Source organism: Methanobacterium veterum, assembly GCF_000745485.1.
GTDB lineage: Archaea > Methanobacteriota > Methanobacteria > Methanobacteriales > Methanobacteriaceae > Methanobacterium_D > Methanobacterium_D veterum.
The window spans coordinates 486,981-506,967 of the sequence record NZ_JQJK01000009.1 but is presented as its reverse complement, the minus strand read 5'-3'; the positions used below and the strand labels follow the sequence as shown (position 1 = coordinate 506,967).

11 protein-coding genes are annotated in these 19,987 nt (G+C 36.8%); 10 read left to right on the top strand and 1 reads right to left on the bottom strand.

Annotation, left to right across the window (positions count from 1 at the left end; all coding sequences use genetic code 11):
• The 3 genes from EJ01_RS05620 (at position 1) to EJ01_RS17175 (ending at position 1,525) form a co-directional block, all read left to right on the top strand.
• Entirely contained in the window at positions 1-600 is a 600-nt protein-coding gene (locus tag EJ01_RS05620; protein WP_048081417.1) for a class I SAM-dependent methyltransferase, read from the top strand.
• Between the two features lie 162 nt (positions 601-762).
• Positions 763-1,350, top strand: coding sequence for an FmdE family protein (locus EJ01_RS05615; protein WP_245611157.1), 588 nt, complete (start codon positions 763-765; stop codon positions 1,348-1,350).
• A gap of 22 nt (positions 1,351-1,372) precedes the next feature.
• Positions 1,373-1,525 (top strand): ribbon-helix-helix domain-containing protein, encoded by a 153-nt coding sequence (locus EJ01_RS17175; protein ID WP_083241086.1) that lies wholly within the window; start codon positions 1,373-1,375, stop codon positions 1,523-1,525.
• An 88-nt stretch (positions 1,526-1,613) separates the two neighbouring features.
• Here EJ01_RS17175 and EJ01_RS05610 read toward each other — a convergent pair whose 3' ends face one another.
• Complete coding sequence (locus EJ01_RS05610; protein ID WP_048081415.1) at positions 1,614-2,225, bottom strand: class I SAM-dependent methyltransferase; 612 nt, start codon at positions 2,223-2,225, stop codon at positions 1,614-1,616.
• Positions 2,226-3,387: 1,162 nt separating this feature from the next.
• Here EJ01_RS05610 and EJ01_RS05605 point away from each other — a divergent pair.
• The 7 genes from EJ01_RS05605 to EJ01_RS05575 all read left to right on the top strand — a co-directional run bounded on the left by EJ01_RS05605 (position 3,388) and on the right by EJ01_RS05575 (position 19,855).
• Positions 3,388-4,143, top strand: a complete 756-nt coding sequence (locus tag EJ01_RS05605) for an Ig-like domain-containing protein (RefSeq protein WP_048081414.1) — start codon at positions 3,388-3,390, stop codon at positions 4,141-4,143.
• A 569-nt stretch (positions 4,144-4,712) separates the two neighbouring features.
• Positions 4,713-5,603, top strand: a complete 891-nt coding sequence (locus tag EJ01_RS05600; protein WP_048081413.1) for a right-handed parallel beta-helix repeat-containing protein — start codon at positions 4,713-4,715, stop codon at positions 5,601-5,603.
• 392 nt (positions 5,604-5,995) lie between these two features.
• Positions 5,996-8,461 (top strand): chitobiase/beta-hexosaminidase C-terminal domain-containing protein, encoded by a 2,466-nt coding sequence (locus tag EJ01_RS16405; RefSeq protein WP_052375879.1) that lies wholly within the window; start codon positions 5,996-5,998, stop codon positions 8,459-8,461.
• A gap of 555 nt (positions 8,462-9,016) precedes the next feature.
• Entirely contained in the window at positions 9,017-13,003 is a 3,987-nt protein-coding gene (locus tag EJ01_RS17780) for a PKD domain-containing protein (protein WP_052375877.1), read from the top strand.
• A 577-nt stretch (positions 13,004-13,580) separates the two neighbouring features.
• Complete coding sequence (locus EJ01_RS05585) at positions 13,581-15,482, top strand: right-handed parallel beta-helix repeat-containing protein (protein ID WP_048081412.1); 1,902 nt, start codon at positions 13,581-13,583, stop codon at positions 15,480-15,482.
• A 367-nt stretch (positions 15,483-15,849) separates the two neighbouring features.
• Complete coding sequence (locus tag EJ01_RS05580) at positions 15,850-17,694, top strand: right-handed parallel beta-helix repeat-containing protein (protein ID WP_157197590.1); 1,845 nt, start codon at positions 15,850-15,852, stop codon at positions 17,692-17,694.
• Positions 17,695-18,133: 439 nt separating this feature from the next.
• Positions 18,134-19,855, top strand: coding sequence for a right-handed parallel beta-helix repeat-containing protein (locus EJ01_RS05575; protein WP_169740435.1), 1,722 nt, complete (start codon positions 18,134-18,136; stop codon positions 19,853-19,855).
• The last annotated feature ends 132 nt before the right edge of the window (positions 19,856-19,987 follow it).

The following is a 19,987-nucleotide window of genomic DNA, read 5'->3' as shown; positions in this document are numbered from 1 at the left end:
ATGAAAACTGACCCCAAAAAAATGGATAACAGATCCAAAACCATTTTTAAAGATGTTTATCCACAGATAGCAGATCAAATTATCAGGAGGTGCGGAATCAAAGAAGGAATCTGCATCGATATTGGATCTGGCTCAGGTGCACTTGCAATTGCTGTTTCTAAAGTAACTGATTTGAACATATATTCCCTTGATATGGAAGAGGAAATGAACCAGATTGCAAAGAAAAATATCATAGACGAAGAACTGCACCACAGGATATTTCCAGTTAACGGTGATGTCCACGAAATGCCCTTTCCTGATGATTTTGCCGATTTAATTATTAGCAGAGGATCACTGTTCTTTTGGGAAAATAAAGAAGCATCCTTCAGGGAAATTTACCGCGTTTTAAAGCCCGAAGGATGGGCATATATTGGGGGCGGTTTTGGAAGTAAAACGCTTAAAAATAAAATAAGGCAATCAGTAAATAACAGAAAAACAGATCATATTAATATACCTAAAATTAGCATCACAGGGCTGAAATTGATATTAAACCGAGTTCCTATTAAAGACTACCACATATTAAATGACAATTCAGGCCTGTGGACATTATTTAAAAAATAATTTTTAACGCTCATGTTGTGCAAATTACATTTAATTAAATGTAAACTGTTGAATAAATAAATGGAATTTTTTAAATAAGTTCAGCTTAGATTAACCGATATATAAAAATCTACAGTAAAATTTTACACAGCAATGAACGATAAAAACTCACTGGGTGATTTTATGGAAAGTATGGAAGATATTATAAATAATGTAAAAGACCCTGAAACCAAAAAGGATTTAGAGAAGATCATCAAATTTCACGGCTATTTAAGCTCAGGGGCATATATAGGGTACCAGATGTTGAATATAGCAAAAAGAGAGCTTGATATAAAGGACGATGAGAGAATTTTTGTTACCTGCGAAACATTGAACTGTGTTCCAGACGCATTTCAGATTTTAAGGACTCCTACCGTTGGTAACAAAGGCGTGAAAATTCTTGACTACGATAAAATGGCCGTGACCATAAATAGATCCGCAGATAAAGGCGAAAAGCATATGAAAGGCATACGGATATTTTTAGACCCTAAAAAGACTGAAAAATATCCGCTGCTGCACGACTGGTTTATGAACTATAAAAAAGTGCGCCACGAAGAAGTTTTACCCATTTTAATGGAAGCAGGCGAAGACTTATATTCATGGGAAATGGTTGAAATTGAAGTCCCGCAAAAGAAGAAAAAGAACGTTTTAATATGCAAGATGTGTGGAGAATCATTTATTTCATGGGATAACAGCCCCGTATGTATACCCTGTTCGCAAAAAAAAGCCTGAAATTCAAACATAAGGTGATCACGTGGAAAGACAGATTACAATGAAACTTCCAGAAGATATGTACAACGATCTGAAAGAACTGTCCTCAAAAAAAGATAATATTCCCCTTGGAAATCTTATCAGAAGAGCTATTGATGATTATTTAAGAAAAAATAGAATGAAAGGAAATTTATAAATTTCCTTAATCTTATTTTCCAAATGCATACTAAAGATTTACCCTATTCAAACAGGGTGAAAAGAAATTTTATAAAATTTCCTTAATCTTATTTTCCAAATGTTATAATATAATGGGATTTACCGTGTTCAAGGTCTTCCCCTGCTTCAGTATCAAGCTGAACCATTTTTAAGCCGTGTTTTGCAAACATTTCTTCCATTTCTTCTGGGCTGCTTTTGACCCTTACAGGAGGTCCGTATCCAGTATCCTCTTTTTTATAGTCCATAACTGCTATTTTTCCTTCAGGCTTTATAATTCTTTTAAGTTCTTCAATGGCACCGTCAGTTTTTTCCATTGCCACAAAATGGTGGAAAACATTGACCAGAAGGCATATATCTACAGTGTTATCCTCGATAGCTATGTGGTCTGCTACATCAGACTGGATTGGAATAATATTTTTTATTCCCTTCTCCTCAACTTCTTTTTCCATATCTTCAATGGAAGGCCCAAATACATCTACAGAATATATGGTTGCCTCATCGTCCAGCATATCATACGCTTCCATAGATACATGGCCGTCACCACAGCCAATATCTGCAAAAACTTCATTTCCTTTAAAATTCAACCTTGAAAGCACGTCGTGGGCATCTATAAAAGATTCGGTTGATCTTCCCTGAATACGGTGCCCGTTGGATGGGAATAATCCTGTATCACTTGACATTTTTTTATCTCCTTTTTTTAGTGAATAACCCCTTGTTAAAGTACGCCAATAACCTATTCATATCGCTTTAGCACGTTAAAGGCAATTTAAATAATTGTGTAAATTTACAGGTTTAATAAGTTATTCACAGTAAAATAAAATATACGATACGGGAATATATACATTTCGATATGTTACTTTCTTTTAATTTGAAATCAGATCTTAACTTAATTTTTATATTCTAAAACATGCATGAATTAAGCATGCATATTAAAAGAAAAATACATTAAATCACGAAATGCAACTTATACCTCAAAATTTAAATGTTTAAACATTTACATCATGTTTGTACATGGTTTTGATCCATGTGCATGGAAATGGTAATATTACGCTGTTAATATTATTATTTCCTCCACATTTTGTTAAAAAATAACAGCAGTTACTTAAAATATATATGTCTTTAAATATCCACATAACTTTTTTTATGGTATAACTTAAAAAAAATCATTAGCTATGATATTTATATTACTATAAATCCATTCAAAATACGTAAAAATAGGTTATCACCTGGACACTTTGAGGGAGTGTCCAGGAATAGCATGTGATATACTGAAACTTTGCTTTATTTCAAGGAATACGTAACCTATTGTATCATATGCCGGGAGGATCGAGTAGTATTTTCCCATAAAAGTTTCTGGACACTTAGGAGCAAGTGCCCAGAATGACTTTTTATGATACATTTAGATGGTTGGTCCTCATGACTTATATAGCTTTGCGTGTCGGAAGGGAGGACATGATGGTACCATTCGTTTATTTTTTAAAAGAGGCTCCCAGGCACTTATAGGTGCAAGTGCTCATGGAGATCGAATTGTTCGACTTTGATATAGAAGATCCTGGACACGTAGGGACATGTGTCCAGGGACTTTTTATGAACAATCTTAAATAGTTCCTTTTGATTTATATACTTATGCATCTCGTTTGCAGCATACTGTTAAAACTCCAGAAAGATCACGAACAAAAAGATTATAAAAGGAAATATACTGTATAAATAGCCAAGTATGTTTATAACAGCACCCGATTTATATTAAACATTAAACGGAAAATTAACCAAATTATAAATCTCTAAATCCAAAATACATACATATTAAATTATTTAACCCAAAACTAAAGGAGTATTAATTAAATGAGACGTAATACAACAATATTTATTATCCTGCTGGTTGCGGGGCTGTTCCTGTTAAGCACAGTATCTGCAGAAAGTGCAGCAGCCCAGATTACAGACAAGACCGCACCTAAAATAAGTTCATTTTACCCTAAAAGCGGTACCACAGGTATTTCCAGGACAAATACGCTCTACGTTAAGTTCAGCGAGAACGTCAAAGCAGGGTCAAACTGGTCTAAAATATACGTTAAAAACCTTAAAACAGGTAAAAAGGTTGCAGTCAGCAAATCCATAAGCGGCAATGTTTTATACCTCAAAACAGGTACAATGACTTCCTACACATGGTACCAGATTTACATCCCATCTGCCGCTGTAAAAGACGCTGCAAATAATAGTTTAGCCAAATATAAAACTTGGAAGTTTAAAACAGGGACAGCGGCAACCACTATAATTGATAAAGGCAGTAAAAATGTTACTGTCCAGAAAAATGTATTTTACCACGTGTATAAATGGACAACGTACAGGTACAGCAGCTACAATGTGAAAACAGTTTTAACCAACACCACCTATCTTTTAGGTACACCTTACATGGTAGTTAAAGATGTTATTAACATTAAAAAGGTGGGCACCAACAAGTTAATGGTTGCAGAAGCAGTGACTTCCGCAAGTGGGAACACCACCACGTATACTAACTACTACAGATACAGGGGTGCAAACGCGGTTAACTTTTACAAATACATCTTTAAAAAGTACTTTTTAAAGCCGTACATGACATAAATGCAGACATTGCTTTTAAACCGGTGCATGTACAATTTTTTTCTTTTTTGATGGTTAAGTAACTGGTTTAAATACTGCATAACCCCAATAACACGCTTAAGTATTAAAAACACTATTAGCCAGATAATATCATTTAATTTATTGAAGCACGCCGCACAATTTTTTTTAACTGTTTTTCAATCACCCAATATGTTTAGAGTAATTATGTTTGTTCGATATGAATATATATACATTTCCATAAAACAGCCCATTATTTCCTTATAAAATAAACATCATAATTAATTAAATATATTATTACTGGATTTTAATGTTTAAATTAATATTTAAGTACATTTTATGTGATTAATTTTCCATAAAGTATATATTAAACTTTTAAATTTAATTTAATGTTATTTAGATTCAAGTTAAAAAATTCAAGCCTCAAAAATTTTTTCTTAAGAAGTATCTAGATCTAGTGTGATTTTGAGAAATGTATATATACGTGTATTAACCTAATATCGATCCGTAGCCAAGTACATTTCGAGGAGTGTATAAATGTACCCTGGCGACAAAATGTGGAGGAAATAATAATGAAAATGAAAAAATTAGGAATAGTGGTCTTTTTAGTGGCTGTGTCCCTTGCAATGGGATCCGCATCTGCTACAGATGTAACTTCCAGCATGACCAACACCCAAATTCAAAACGCCATCGATACAGACACCAGCGGAACCATAAATTTCGCACCAGGAACTTATACTGGCGTCTATTTGACTACTACCAAATCCCTGAATTTTGTAGGTAATGGAGCAGTCCTTGTAGGTGATGGAAGTCATAATGTCCTGACTATTTCAAGTACAACTGGAACAAACATAACTGGTTTCGTTGTCAATGTCAATGGGCTGAAAAATGGTATAACTGGACAATATGTGTATAACTGCCGGATTGAAAACAATACTATACGAAATGGTGGAGATGCTATCAATATCTACAAACAGTACGGAAGTCTCACAATCAACAATAACACCATAAACAACATGAGTACCAGCTATGGTGATGGTATTTCACTTGTAAACTGTTTAAATGCTGAAACAAGCACTTCCACAACAGTTACAAACAACGTTATAGACGATACTGATTACGGTATATTCCTGGGCGGATATTTCAAAGGAACTGTTACAGGTAACACCTTAACTAACATTGGCGCTACTGGAATGAACATAACTGGAAAAAATGCCGCAACTACCGGTAACTTATATGCAAATATAACCAACAACGATATAACTTCAAATGGTATAGGCATATCCATGGAAAACCCAGATGTAGTATATCTCAACTTAACAGGTAACACAGTATCCAGTGGTTCAGACAGCCTGCATAAAGGTTACTACTACTACAGAGACCCAAGCATACAGTTAATAAACGATCCAGATGACAACGACTACAATAATGTATGGGATCCTTTAACATCTAATGGCCATTAATGGTAACCATATAAACAATTAAAAAAACTTTATTTAAGCCCGTTGGGCTTAAATATCTTTTATTTTTAAATCATACATTTTAAAGCGCGTGATGCTATATAAAATCAAATTTAAACATTACTAAGCTATTATTTTAAGTAAAATATCAATTTACTATCTGAAATTAGATTATATCATATATTAAATTTTTAAATTATACATTAGTGCTCAATTCGATTTATTATTAGTTTATTATTAATTATTATTTTTTATGGCCTATTTAAACCCACTAAACCCGTTTCGATCAATATGTTTATATCGATCATTCGATTACCTAGTCTTATGAATCTTTATTATTATTTTAATTTTTAACTGAGATTCATAAACAAACAAAATAAGGAGGTAAAACAAAATTGAAATACAATAAACTACCCATATTCCTGGTTTTTGCTTTGCTCGCCTGTATTTTAACAGTGGGAAGCGTCAGCGCGGCTGACACTAATAACCCCACAGGCCTTGCAAACTCATCATACCCCGAATATGGGATAAACAACAACCACACCAGCCAGTCTAACTACACAGGCCCGCAGACAAACACCACCAAATGGAATAATACAGTAAGCACTCTTAATGGTACTGTTAATGGTACTATTAGTGGTGGATCTACAGTTACTGGGTCAGACGGTACTATATATTTTGGAAGTAGCACTGGTTTTTACGCGTTGAATCCAAACGGGACAGTTAAATGGACTTATGATATCAGACCAGTATATAGCGCTCCAGCTATTGGTGCTGACGGGACCATCTATGTTTGTAACATCACAGATTTGTATGCATTAACTGATAGCGGAACCTACGCAACACCAAAATGGAATTACACCCTTGCAGGGCAATCCATGGGCATTTCAATTGCTCCAAATGGAACTATTTACCTTGGGACCAGTAATGGTTATCTGTACTCCATAACAGACAACGGAACATCTGCAATAATAAACTGGATCTATCATACCAGCGCTATCGATACTTATGCTTCTGCTCCATCTATTGGGTCTGACGGAACCCTCTATGTTCTTAATGGAAAGGTCTTGACGGCCATAACAGACAACGGAGACGGTACATACACCGTTAAATGGACATACTCCTATAAATCTTCAACGTACGGTGGTATTTCTATTGGTTCAGATGGGACCATTTATGTTGGAACCAGTAAGGTTTTGTATGCCGTAACAGACAATGGCGATACTTATACCGTTAAATGGAGTTATACTCCAGGCTCAACTATTTACTGCACACCTGCAATCAGTTCAGATGGAACTATTTATATTCTAACCGGTGATGGCACTAAATCCACTTTATATGCCATAACAGACAACGGAGACGGTACATACACCGTTAAATGGAGTTACGATGTTGGACTATGCAATGGTCGATGTGGAATTACTATCGGGGCAGACAGGACCATATACTTCGGGACCATGACAGGCATGTACGCTATAACCGATAACGGGGACTATGGAACATTAAAATGGAACTATACCACAAATGGTACTATTCAGAGTGCCCCTGTAATCGGCTCTGACGGCACACTATACGTTGGAACTACCACAGGTGTTTTTTACGTGTTCCAGGATTTAACAGCAGACTTCACAAACACCCACCCCACAAACGGCACAGTAAGTTTCACCGACAACTCTACTAACATTCCAACCAGCTGGAACTGGAGTTTTGGTGATGGTGCAACAAGCACAGAACAAAACCCAACACACACCTACAGTAAATCAGGCAAATACACCGTTACTCTAACTGTAACCAACGCTGACGGTGTTCAGGACACAACAAGCAAAACCATTTACATTGTTTTAGCATCTGCTAACCCTGTTGGTGGAAACTACAGTAATGGTAAGACTGTAAATTTAGCCACAGACGACACCAATGCCACAATCTACTACACATTAAACGGGACAGACCCAACACTCTACGGGACCAAATACACCGGTCCGCTTACAATAAGTAAAACAACCACTGTAAAATACGCAGCAGTGGACAACGGCAACTGGAGCTCAGTCTACACCCAAACCTACACCATCGCGCCTAGCGTAACCGCTAGTCCTGTTGGAGGAAGCTACAACACATCAAAAACCGTGACACTAAAAACAGACGACACCAGTGCTGTTATTTACTACACAACCAACGGAACCGACCCTAAACTTTACGGAACCAAATACACCGGCCCAATCACCATAAGCAAAACCACAACCCTGAAATACGTGGCTGTAAAAGATGGTAACTGGGGCATTGTCACAACACAAACCTACACCATAGACAAAACCGCACCAACTGCAAGCGCCAATTACAAAAGCGGATGGTACAACAAAAACCTGAAGATCACCCTAAAAATGAGCGAAGCAGGAACCATATACTACATCACCACTGGAGCAACAAGCAGCAAAAAATACACTGGAGCATTCACCATAAGCAAAAGCACAACCCTAAAATTCCGGGCAGTGGATAAAGCAGGGAATAAATCTCCAGTTTACACAGTAAAATATGTAATCGACAAAACTGCACCCAAAGTAAGTGCAGTTAGCCCAAAAAGCAGAGCAACCGGTGTTTCCAGAACAAAAACTGTTTCAATCAGGCTCAGCGAAAACGTCTTAAAAAGTGTGAACTGGTCCAAAGTCTACATTAAAAACATTAAAACAGGTAAAAAATGCAAAGCAACCATATGGATCAGCGGAAACCACATATACATCAAAACCAGCAAAAAAGCATCGTACACATGGTACAGAGTATACATACCAGCATACTCCATAAAAGACAAAGCAGGAAACTACCTGACCAAAGGATACAGTTGGATATTCAAAACAGGAAGATACTAAAACCACCTTCCTATTTTTTAATTTTTAGTTATCAAAACACTGTTTTTACATACATATTTAACCAAACTTTACATGTCTTAATTTTAATAAATTCTCACGATATGTTTTCAAAAACACATCAACTTATCAAAAAAATATTTCATAAAATATTAAACCAATTATAAAAAGTAGATATAAAAATAAGCCATTAACAATTTTATCCCACATTTTAAGGCATAAAAACACAGTTATAACATATTTACTTCTTTTAAATGAATTTAAACCAGATAATAAACTTATTAAAACAGTATAAATTTAAAAAAACATAATATCTAAAATATAATTTTAAGTCCACATTTTGATCTAATGTGATATATTAACGTGAAAAATATGTTTTTTATGACCTATTTTAATTAATATGTAACTAAAATTTGTTATTAACCCTCCAAATTGTTCTAACTTAATTAAAACATTAATTTGATCGATATGTTTATATCGATCATTCGTTTACTCCTATTATTATGGATCTATTATTTTTTATTTTGATCTGATAAGCAACTAAAAAAGGAGGTTAAAATGTTAAAGAATAAGAAAACGTTTATATTAGCCATGGTTTTCCTATTCATTTGTATTACCGCTGCAGGAGGTGTAAGTGCTGCAGATGCCCCTTCCGCCAGTTTTACAAGCAATGCGACGGGCGGCAGTGCAGATTTAAGTGTTCAGTTTAACGACACGTCCGCAGGCAGCCCCACATCCTGGTACTGGAATTTTGGGGATGGAAAAAATTCAACTGAACAGAACCCTGTGCATAACTACACCGCAGCCGGTAAATACACTGTCAGTCTAAAGGCAGGCAATGAATACGGTAGTGATACCACTTCAAATTATATCCATGTATATGATTCAGCCGACGCTGCAAACAGGTTCAACAATTCCGGGTTTGAAACAGGCGATTTAAGCGGGTGGAAATATGGAAATACCACAGAGGTAAGCAGTTCAAAATCTCACAGTGGAAATTACAGCGTTAATTTCCGCAATACTGGTAATGCAAGCACGAATTACATTCAACAGAATGTTGATCTAACCATTGTAGATAATATTTCCTTCTGGTGCTGCGGGGACCTTTCCAGGCAGCTTAACGTGTATATTGATGGAGTCCTTGTAAAATCAGTTAGTACCTCAAATAAATGGACTGAATACACGATTTCAACTTCAAGTTACACCGGCATTCACAGTATAACACTGAACTGCACTGGAGGTACTACTACTTATCTGGATGATTTTTCAGTGAGTTTTTCAAAAAACCTGGCTAATTTCACAAGTACAACCACATATAACAGCAAAAAACCGTTAACTATCCAGTTTAAAGATACATCCACTGGCCTGGTAACAAGCTGGCTGTGGGACTTTGGCGATGGTACAACAAGCACCCAAAAGAACCCGCTCCACAGCTACACCAGGGCAGGCATTTATACTGTGAAGCTAACGGTTACAGGGCCTTACTGCAGTTCAACCCAGACCATTGATGATATGGTTAACGTGGTCCAGCCCACCAATGCCAGAACTGGCAAAACTTACGACAGCATCCAGGCAGCGATAGACGATGCAGAAAACGGAGATACCATCAACATAGGCAGTACATCGTACCTAGAAACCTATACTGAAAACGTGAAGGTCACCAAAAGGGTGAACATAGTTTCAAATGGGAACGTGATAATCACCGCTTTAGATGTAAATAATCCCGTTTTCAGCATGCTTTCTGGTGGAAACAATTCCCTGATAAAAGGTTTCACCATAACTGGAGCAGCTGGTTCAAGCGGGATTTATATAGCCCCTTCAGTCAACGCCGCCATCACAGGCAACATTATTACCGGAAATAAAATTGGAATTGATGTTGAGGACGGGACTGCAACTGTAACTTTCAACAGCATATACAACAACACCCTTTACGGTTTAAAGTTTACAGGAAACGGTTTAAACGCTGAAAATAACTGGTGGGGAACCAACAGCCCATCATATGTAAACGGCACCACTGCACCTGGAAAAACAGATATATATGAAGCACAAAGCGGAAGCCATGCTGTTTATGACCCGTGGATTGTGTTAAAAGCCGGTGCAAGTGACGATCTGCTGAAAAAAGGGGACAAATCCACTATCACAGTAGATATGACCCATAACTCCAATGGCCAAGACACATCAAGCCAGGGAACCATACCAGACTTACCAGTAGACTTTAATTACACTCTAGGGACATTTTCTACAACAAGCACAACAGTTTCCAAAGGAAAAGCAAGTACAGTAACAACTGGCGGAAGCACAAGCGGGACAGATGACGCAAGTGTAACCGTTACAGGATGTACAGTCTACATTCCAATTACAGTTGATACTGTAGCACCCACCACAAACGCCACTTCCGGGGGAACATTTCCCACCAGCAAAACAGTGACCATAACCACCAGCGACCCCACTGCAACAATTTATTACACTGCAGACGGTATTGACCCCCGAACAAGCAGCACAAAAATAAAATACACAAAAGCTCTTACCATCAGCAAAACCACAACCCTCAGGTATGCTGCAGTTGACCCTGCAGGAAACTGGAGCCCACTGTACCTTCAAAATTATGTTATTGGAACAGGGGGGCTTGCAAATTCATCATACCCCACATATGGAATAAACAACAGCCACACTGGGCAGTCCAGTTACACAGGACCGCAGACAAACGCAACCAAATGGACTTACAAAGGCATAACCGTATACGGGTCTGCAGCTGTCGGTACAGACGGGACCATATACATTGGAGGTTATAACGGTAAGGTATACGCATTCAACTCCAATGGGGCGTTGAAATGGACTTACACCACTGCAAGTTATATACTTGGTTCCCCTACCCTCGGGACCGACGGGACTATATACATCAGCTGCTGGATGAACAGTACACTTTACGCAATAAACCCTGACGGAACACTGAAATGGAAGTACAAGACTGGAAAATATAATTTCGGCTCATCACCTGCTATTGGTGCAGATGGAACCATTTATACAGTAGATACCAGCAGTACTGTTGGCACCGTATACGCATTATCTTCTAAAGGAACGCTGAAATGGACATACCATACTGCAGGGTCGATCTATGGGTCATCAGCAGCTATTGGTTCAGATGGAACAATTTATATTGCAGATTACAATGGTGCTCTGTACGCGATAAACCCAGATGGAACGCAGAAATGGATATATAAGCTTTTATTCAGTTCTTATAAAAATGCAACAATAAAAAATTCATCTGGAACTACATATTATGTTACTCCATCTATTGGTGCAGATGGAACAATTTATGTTGAAAGCCAGAACAATTTAAGTTACAATTTAGATGGTTACTGTGGCAGTTTACCACGGTTTACATTATTTGTCATAAATCCAGATGGAACACTGAAATGGACATACAATACTACAGAAGAACTCTACGGTGCCCCTGCCATTTCCTCAGATGGAACTATATACATTATAGGCGCCAGTAAACTCTATGCCATAAGTTCCAGTGGAGAATTATTGTGGACTTACAGCATTGGGGAGGTTGCTACAAATGAAGTCGTATCGGCTACTATCGGGCACGACGGGACTATCTATGTTGGAAGCAGCGCAGGCATTTATGCGTTGACCCCAAACGGGTCGCTGAAATGGAATTATGCCGCTGGAAGTATCTGTGCTTCCCCAGTAATCAGTTCAGACGGCACATTATACGTTGGAACCATTAATGGAACATTATACGCGTTTAAAAATATTGGAGCCAATTTCGTAACAAAAACTAGCAGTAAAACAGTCAAATTCACCGATAAATCCACAGGCAGTCCAAAATCATGGTTGTGGAGCTTTGGAGATGGAAAAACTTCCACAGAACAGAACCCAACACATACATATGCTAAAGACGGTGATTATACAGTTACTTTAACTGTAACCAGCAGCAAAGGTACTGATAAATGCACTCAAACATGCACAATAGACAACAAAGCACCGACCGCAAGCGCCAATTACAAAAGCGGATGGTACAACAAAAACCTGAATGTTACTTTAAAAATGAGCGAAACAGGAACCATCTACTACACTACCAATGGAGCTACACCAACTACAAGCAGTAAAAAATACACCGGAGCATTCACCATAAGCAAAAGCACAACCCTAAAATTCATAGCAGTAGACAAAACAGGAAACCAATCCCCAATATACACCGCAAAATACGTCATAGACAAAACAAGGCCATACGTAAAATCAATGTACCCTAAAAAAAGCAGCACAGGCATCTCCAGATCAAACACACTCTACATCAAATTCAGCGAAAACCTCAAAACCAGCATAAACTGGTCTAAAGTGTACATCAAAAACCTGAAAACAGGCAAAAAAGTAGCATTAAGCAAAGTGATCAAAAACAATGTTTTATACCTTAAAACAGGTAAACGGTCTGCTAACACATGGTACCAGATCTACATTCCAGCAGCAGCAATTAAAGACGCAGCAGGAAACAATGGTATTAGATACACATGGAAATTTAAAACAGGAAGATACTAACCTGTTTTCTTTTTACTTTTTTAATTTTTAGATCAAAATTCCTTGTAACCACATGAGTTCAATTTGCACTGATTTATATCCTAATTTTCTACGATATGTTTACAAACACACATCAATTAAACAGTGCCCCATATTTCATAAAATATTAAACCAATTACAAGAGAACACCTACAAAAAAAGATTAATAACAACTCCATTCTATATTATAATATATCAAAAGATTTTTATAGCATATTAGAACTTTTTAAACAATTATAAACCATATAATGGACTTATTAGATTATAATAAATCTTAAAATAATTTTTAGTGTCCAAAATATAATTTAAAATCTATATTTTGATCTAATAGTACGTATTAACATACCGAATATGTTTTTTATAACTCCTTTTAATTACCATATGATTAAAGTTTATTATTAACTCATAAAAGTGTTCTAGCTTAATTAAAACATTAGTTCAATCGATATGTTTATATCGATCATTCGAATACTCCTATTATTATAGATCTATTATTTTTTATTTTGATCTGATAAACAAAACGCAAGGAGGTGAAAAAACGAACGCTAAAAACAGGATAATGATATTTTCTGTATTCATCATAGGCATGTCCCTGTTTGCCACGGCCATAGAACCGGCATCGGCTGCTACAATTAATGTAACGTCTATTATGAATAATTCAGAGATCCAATCAGCATTAGATAACGCTGCATCTGGAGATACAGTTAACTTCCTTGGAAAGCTCTATGAAAACATTCAGCTGACCATCAACAAGACTCTGAACATAATAACCAGCGCAGGGACAATATTATCCAGATCTAACCCCAAATCTGCAGTATTTTCAATTAATGGGCCCCAATCTTCAGGAACTAAAATAAGCGGATTTACAATTAACGCAAATGGTACAGGAATACTTATAAACAGCACCAGCAATGTAATCATCTCCAGGTGTAACATAAGCGCTGCCAACGGGCCTGCAGTCAATGTAAACAGCAGTTCTAACACCCGAATTGAAAACAGTACTCTGACAAACTCAACCACAGGAATTACCGTTTCAAACAGTAAAAACACCAAAATCACAGGAAGTACAGTCAAAAATAACAAAGAAAATGGTATAGATGTGGAAACTTCCATAAACACTACTATAAACAATGACAAAATCACAAATAATGCAGAAAGAGGAATTAAAATCTATAATTCCATTAACACCACTGTTAACGGCTCCACCATAAAAAGTAATGGAAATAACAGCACTATAAATCTGCACTCCACCGGAGGAGGTATTTATGTTCAAAACTCAAAGAACGTTAAAATCACACACAACAACATTACCCACAACAGCCACGGAATAATTGGGGTAGACTCCACTAATCTCACAATAAATAACAATACAATAGACGATAACCATGGGGATGGAATAATACTCCGCGGATATGCAATCAACATAACCATAGATACTAATGAGATAAAAAGAAATTCTAATGGGCTTGAACTGGATTACTCCAAGGGTACAAACATAACCATCAGACATAACACTATAACTGAAAGCATACTTTATTCAGACAGTCCTACTGAAGAGACCGGGAGTGGAATTAATTATGGAGCTGACTATAAAAATGGTGTAGGCGAGACCATAGAACACAACGTAATCATGAATAACCAAAAGAGAAATATAAATGGGCATGATACGAGTGCTACCCTCCTTCCAGTGGGTATAAACTGGTACGGAGTAACATGGTCTGGAAATGAACCTGGTTATTCTGTGGGTCAGGATCTGTTCTGTTGTAAAGTCCTTGGTACTCCAATCAATTTGGTATTGTATAACTCTGGAGGAAACACATATACTGCATATCTCATGGATGTTTACGGCAATTATATAACCGATTTGCCGGATATAAGTGTAACCTTTAGTACCACTGGAGGATTTTCAAAAACATTGACACTGCACAATGGACATGTTAGTGTTCAGATCGGCATCACCCATCTGGGAAATGGTATGGTACTAGTTACCAGCGGCGATGAAACCGCTTATGTATCATTCGATGCTGAAGTAACTAATCCAAACTCTGGAAATGGAAACGGCAATGGTAATGGTAATGGAAACAATAGCGGTAATGGGAACAACAATGGAAACGGTAACGGCGGCTCTGGAAATGGAAACGGAGCAGGTACAAACGGTGCCGGTGGAAACTCAGGCGGTTCCAGTGGAGGAGCATCATCAGGCGCTTCTGCAAGCGTAGGGCTTGCAACAGCTGCAGCAGATGCAGGAAGCTCTGGAGGTTCCAGCCAAGGTGGATCCAACGGGCAAACATCTTCCCCGTCCAAAGATAATTCTAAAACTGCCCAGGAGTTATTCATCGACAAAACAGTTAAAAGTCCAGAGTTCTGGGGCATAATCGGGATCATAGTTCTGCTCGTCCTGATATTCGGAGCTTACTACAGAAAAGACTTAATGGCCATGATCCAAAAATCAAAAAAATAAACCCTTTCTTTTTTCTTTTTTACTCCAAAATTTTCAATTTTCAGTGCTCACAAAACTGAAAGTTTTGGGGCCTTAAAAAATCTGTGATCTTCAATTTTCACATGCTGCAAAAATATTTGGTTTTTGCAGGTTTTAAACTAAAATCAAATGTACATAACTCTGTAAAGCCCTGTTTAAATGGTTATCACATAATATAAATCCAATTTTACAACTTGATGGTCAAATTATCTACTTATATTAATAATTTCATATCCTACTACTTTAATTCAACTTTTTGTGCGTATAGAACCAAAATCTATACGTATTTATATACGTATCGATCTACTGTTATTGTGTTAATTATATCCTTCTTAAAAATTAGAAGGGGGTGAAAAAGACGAACACTAAAAACGTGATAATTGTATTATTCTTACTATTTATATGTATATCTATACATACCTCATTTGTAGAGCCTGTATCTGCGGCCAACATTAATGTGACTTCTACTATGGACAATTCAGAGATTCAAAATGTATTAGACAGTGCTGCTTCAGGAGATACCATTAATTTCCTTGGAACGCTTTATACAAATATACAGCTGACCATAAACAAGACGTTGAACATAGTAACCCGTGTTGGAACAGTGCTGTCTGGGTCCAGCTCATCAGGGTCTGCAGTGTTTTTAATTAATGGATCTAAAGCTTCAGGGACTCAAATAAGCGGTTTTAATATTACAGGTTCAGGTTCAGGAATACTTGTAAACAGCACGAATAATGTGAACATATCTAACTGTAATATAAGTGCTTCTGATGGTTCTGCAGTCACTATAAACAAAAGCAGCGGCACAAACATTAAAAACAGCAATATAACAAACTCCATAACAGGAATTAACATTTCAAACAGTAAAAACACCAAAATCACTGGAAGCACAATCAAGAACAATGCTAAAAATGGGATAGATGTGGAAAATTCTGTAAATACCACTATAAACAATGATAAAATCACAAATAACGCAGAAAGAGGAGTTAAAATTTATAACTCCAACAGTACGGTTATCAACGGGTCTGCTCTAAAATACAACGGCGATAACAGCAGTGCAGGAGTATCCTCTGATGAAGGGGCTGTATCTGTAAAAAACTCCAACGGCGTTAAAATCACATACAACACCATCAATTCCAACAGCCAGGGCGTAACTGTAGTAGATTCATCCAATGTTAATATAAACAACAACACAATAACTTACAACTATGGAGAAGGAATACTGCTTAACGGAACATTACTTGAAAATATCTTCATAAAAAGTAACGATATAGAAAAAAACGCCAATGGGATTGTATTTAATTACCACAAAGGCATAAATATCATTATCAGCGGAAATATCATAACAAAGAGCATAGAGAGGTCACTGCCCGACGACGAAGACTCTGGAATTGGACTTAAATTTGGTCCAGGATATGCCAGCGACACTGGAAAAGAAGTTATAGAACATAATGCTATTTTAGACAATGATCACATGGATATGAGAGCAAGAGATTCACAGGTCTGGCCCCACGTAGGTTCCAACTGGTACGGGTACCGGCCCCTCATCTGTTCATGTGTTCAACATGCCGCGGGCATAAACATGTTAATAGTGCAACTAGGACCAAATACCTATTCTGTACAGTTTATAGACGGTGTTACCAAGAAAACTGCAACAGATTTACCTTCCATTCATGTAAAATTTACTGCAGGAGGAGTTTCACAAATGAGCTGGACATCAAATGGGCAGGCTGTTTTCAACGTGGATTCGGGTTTAGGTGCAGGCTTATTAACTGCTGCAGCAGACATGGTAAGTGTTTTTACAAATCGTGAGTATAATGATAAACCTTCACCTGATCCTACACCTAATAATGGAACAGGAACTAACAGCACAGGCGGTGGTGGAGGAAATGGTCCAGGTTCAGGTACAAATGGTGCTAACGGAGGTACTGGTGGTGATTCCAACAGCGGGGCAACATCTGGTACTTCTTCAAGTGTAGGGCAAGCGGCTGCAGCTTCAGCATCTGCAGGAAGTGCTGGAAGTAATGGCCAATCTGGAACTGAGAGTAAAACTGTCCAGGAACTATTAATTGATAATACAGTTAAAAATCCAACTGTTTGGAGTATAATTGGAATTATAATACTTCTAATAGTAATATTGGGGGCTTACTACAGGAATGAATTGATGAAGATGATTAAAAAATCAAAAAAATAATTTATTCCCCTATTCTCTTTTTTAGTTCAAGTTACTGATTGTTGCATATTGATTCATGTTTCACCTTTTTAAACATAACCCTATGATCTAATTTAGAAAATGCATATATAACACTTTTTTTTGATTTATTTATCATAATACAGACTTAATAACTATAAAAATGTTTACTAATATTTTAAAATGTATATAAATAAAATTAATCAACTTAATTTTAAAATTGGGATAAAATATTATTTTAATTTTTTAAAGTATATCATATAAAACTCATATTTATTGTTACGCAACATATAGGAACTTCCGAAAGGTATATATTTCATCTTGCCCTAGATCGAATCATAATTATGTGCGTTTCGTTTGAAATAAAAATAGCGCATGATTATAACTATTTGTAGGAGGCATTTAAATTAAAAAACTTAAAATGGGCGTATTAACACTAATAATGGTCCTAGCCATCGTTTCAACAGGGAGCGTAATGGCAGACCCAGTATCCGCAGCTACCCTTCCCGTAACTGCAGGTTCAACAAGTGCCCAGATACAAGCTATAATTGATAACGCACACAGCGGCGACACAATAAGCTTTGCACCTGGGACATACAACGATATAAAGCTAAATATTAATAAAACACTAAACTTAATTGGTAACGGTGCTATTATTAAGGGCATAAATGAATCAGACACAGTTATTTTCAAAATAACTGCTGAAGGAGATGCAGATGGTTCAGGTTCAACAGTTCAAGGATTTGAATTTTGCCTTTTAAACAACAACGTTACTTCTGGATCAAAACGCGTATCAACCGGATATGCAATCCAGTTAGATAAAGTATCAAACGTTGTAGTTAAAAATGTTACCTCTCATGACGGGAAAGCAGCGGTTTACAATACAAACGCAGTTAATACACTTATAGAAAACTGTACTTTTGATGATAAATACTTAAAAACCTATGCTGTGCACATAATGGGTGGAGACAACATTACAGTGAGAAACAGCACAATTATTGGTGCTATGGACGGTATGTCTATCGCTTCTGGAGCTACCAATGTATATGTTGACAACAACACATTCTTAAACAACGACTACTGTGCCTTCTTCGGTGGTGGAGTATCCAACATAACTTTCATAAACAACATATTTAACGGTTTCAATGAAGGTTTAGGAATTGAAAAAGCTTCTAATCTAACTTATGTACTAAATAACACATTTACTAATGGATTAGGAGACGCAATATACATCCAGAACTCATATGCCCACGGACCAATGAGTATCATAAGCAAAATTGAAATTATTGGAAACACCTTTAAAGATATCATTGGAGCAGCTGTTGGAGTTGATAAATCTGGAATGTTCACCGGTGACGGTACTGGAAACTCCATAGTTGGTATCAACAACACAGTTACCAACGTTTCAAAAGGGTATGTAAACCTTTACTCCACAGGCCAGAACCTGAACTTCACCATGGACTCATCATATCCCGCAACCGTACCTGGAAAAGCAAACATCTCAGTCTCAAGCAATGTTTCTTCTGCAGCCATCAAAACTGGCGATAAAACTACATACACCATAACCGTTAAAAACAACGGAAACGGCAGTGCAGCCAACGTTAAAATAAGCGACATCTTAAAAACTGATTTCTACTCAAGCTACGCTACTTATGCATCTGTAGGAACTTATGCTAATGGAGTATGGAACATAGGCAACTTAAATGCAGGGGATACTGCATCATTAGTAGTTACTGCAACTGCTTTAAAATCTGGAACAGCCACATCCCAGGCAAAAGCAACTGGAGACAATATAAGCGTATTATCCAACAAAATACAAAAAACCATAAATAAGTACATTAAACTGTCTTATTCCAATTCAATCCTCACCAACTCCAAAGTTAAAACTGGTAAATACGTTTACCTAGGAACCACAGTGAAAAACTCTGGAAAAGACAAGTCTGGAACTGTTAAAGTTAAAATAACATTACCTAAAGGCATGAAATTGATCTCAGTTAATTATCCCTCAGTTTACAATAAAGCCACTAAAACATGGACTTTCACTGTACCTGCAGGAAAAGAATATACTTTTAAAGTCAAAGCTCAGGTCACATCCAAAGGAATCAAAAAAGTGACATTCAACGACAACGGTGCAGTCCAGTACAAATACATTACAGGGTACTAACTTTAAAATTAGTCTTCTATTAAAAGAAGACTATTTCTATTTTATTTTTTAAATTAGCTATTTTAAATATTTTATTTACTAAAGGAGGAGTTTATATTAAATTTAATAAATGGCTGCTGCTACCTCTTATTG

What these genes read in the sequence shown, in the direction of transcription:
- EJ01_RS05620 (WP_048081417.1), top strand. Translation starts at nt 1, where the DNA reads ATGAAAACTGACCCCAAAAAAATGGATAACAGATCCAAAACCATTTTT.
- EJ01_RS05615 (WP_245611157.1), top strand. Translation starts at nt 763, where the DNA reads ATGGAAAGTATGGAAGATATTATAAATAATGTAAAAGACCCTGAAACC.
- EJ01_RS05610 (WP_048081415.1), bottom strand. Translation starts at nt 2,225, where the DNA reads ATGTCAAGTGATACAGGATTATTCCCATCCAACGGGCACCGTATTCAG.
- EJ01_RS05605 (WP_048081414.1), top strand. Translation starts at nt 3,388, where the DNA reads ATGAGACGTAATACAACAATATTTATTATCCTGCTGGTTGCGGGGCTG.
- EJ01_RS05600 (WP_048081413.1), top strand. Translation starts at nt 4,713, where the DNA reads ATGAAAATGAAAAAATTAGGAATAGTGGTCTTTTTAGTGGCTGTGTCC.
- EJ01_RS17780 (WP_052375877.1), top strand. Translation starts at nt 9,017, where the DNA reads ATGTTAAAGAATAAGAAAACGTTTATATTAGCCATGGTTTTCCTATTC.
- EJ01_RS05585 (WP_048081412.1), top strand. Translation starts at nt 13,581, where the DNA reads ATGATATTTTCTGTATTCATCATAGGCATGTCCCTGTTTGCCACGGCC.
- EJ01_RS05575 (WP_169740435.1), top strand. Translation starts at nt 18,134, where the DNA reads ATGGTCCTAGCCATCGTTTCAACAGGGAGCGTAATGGCAGACCCAGTA.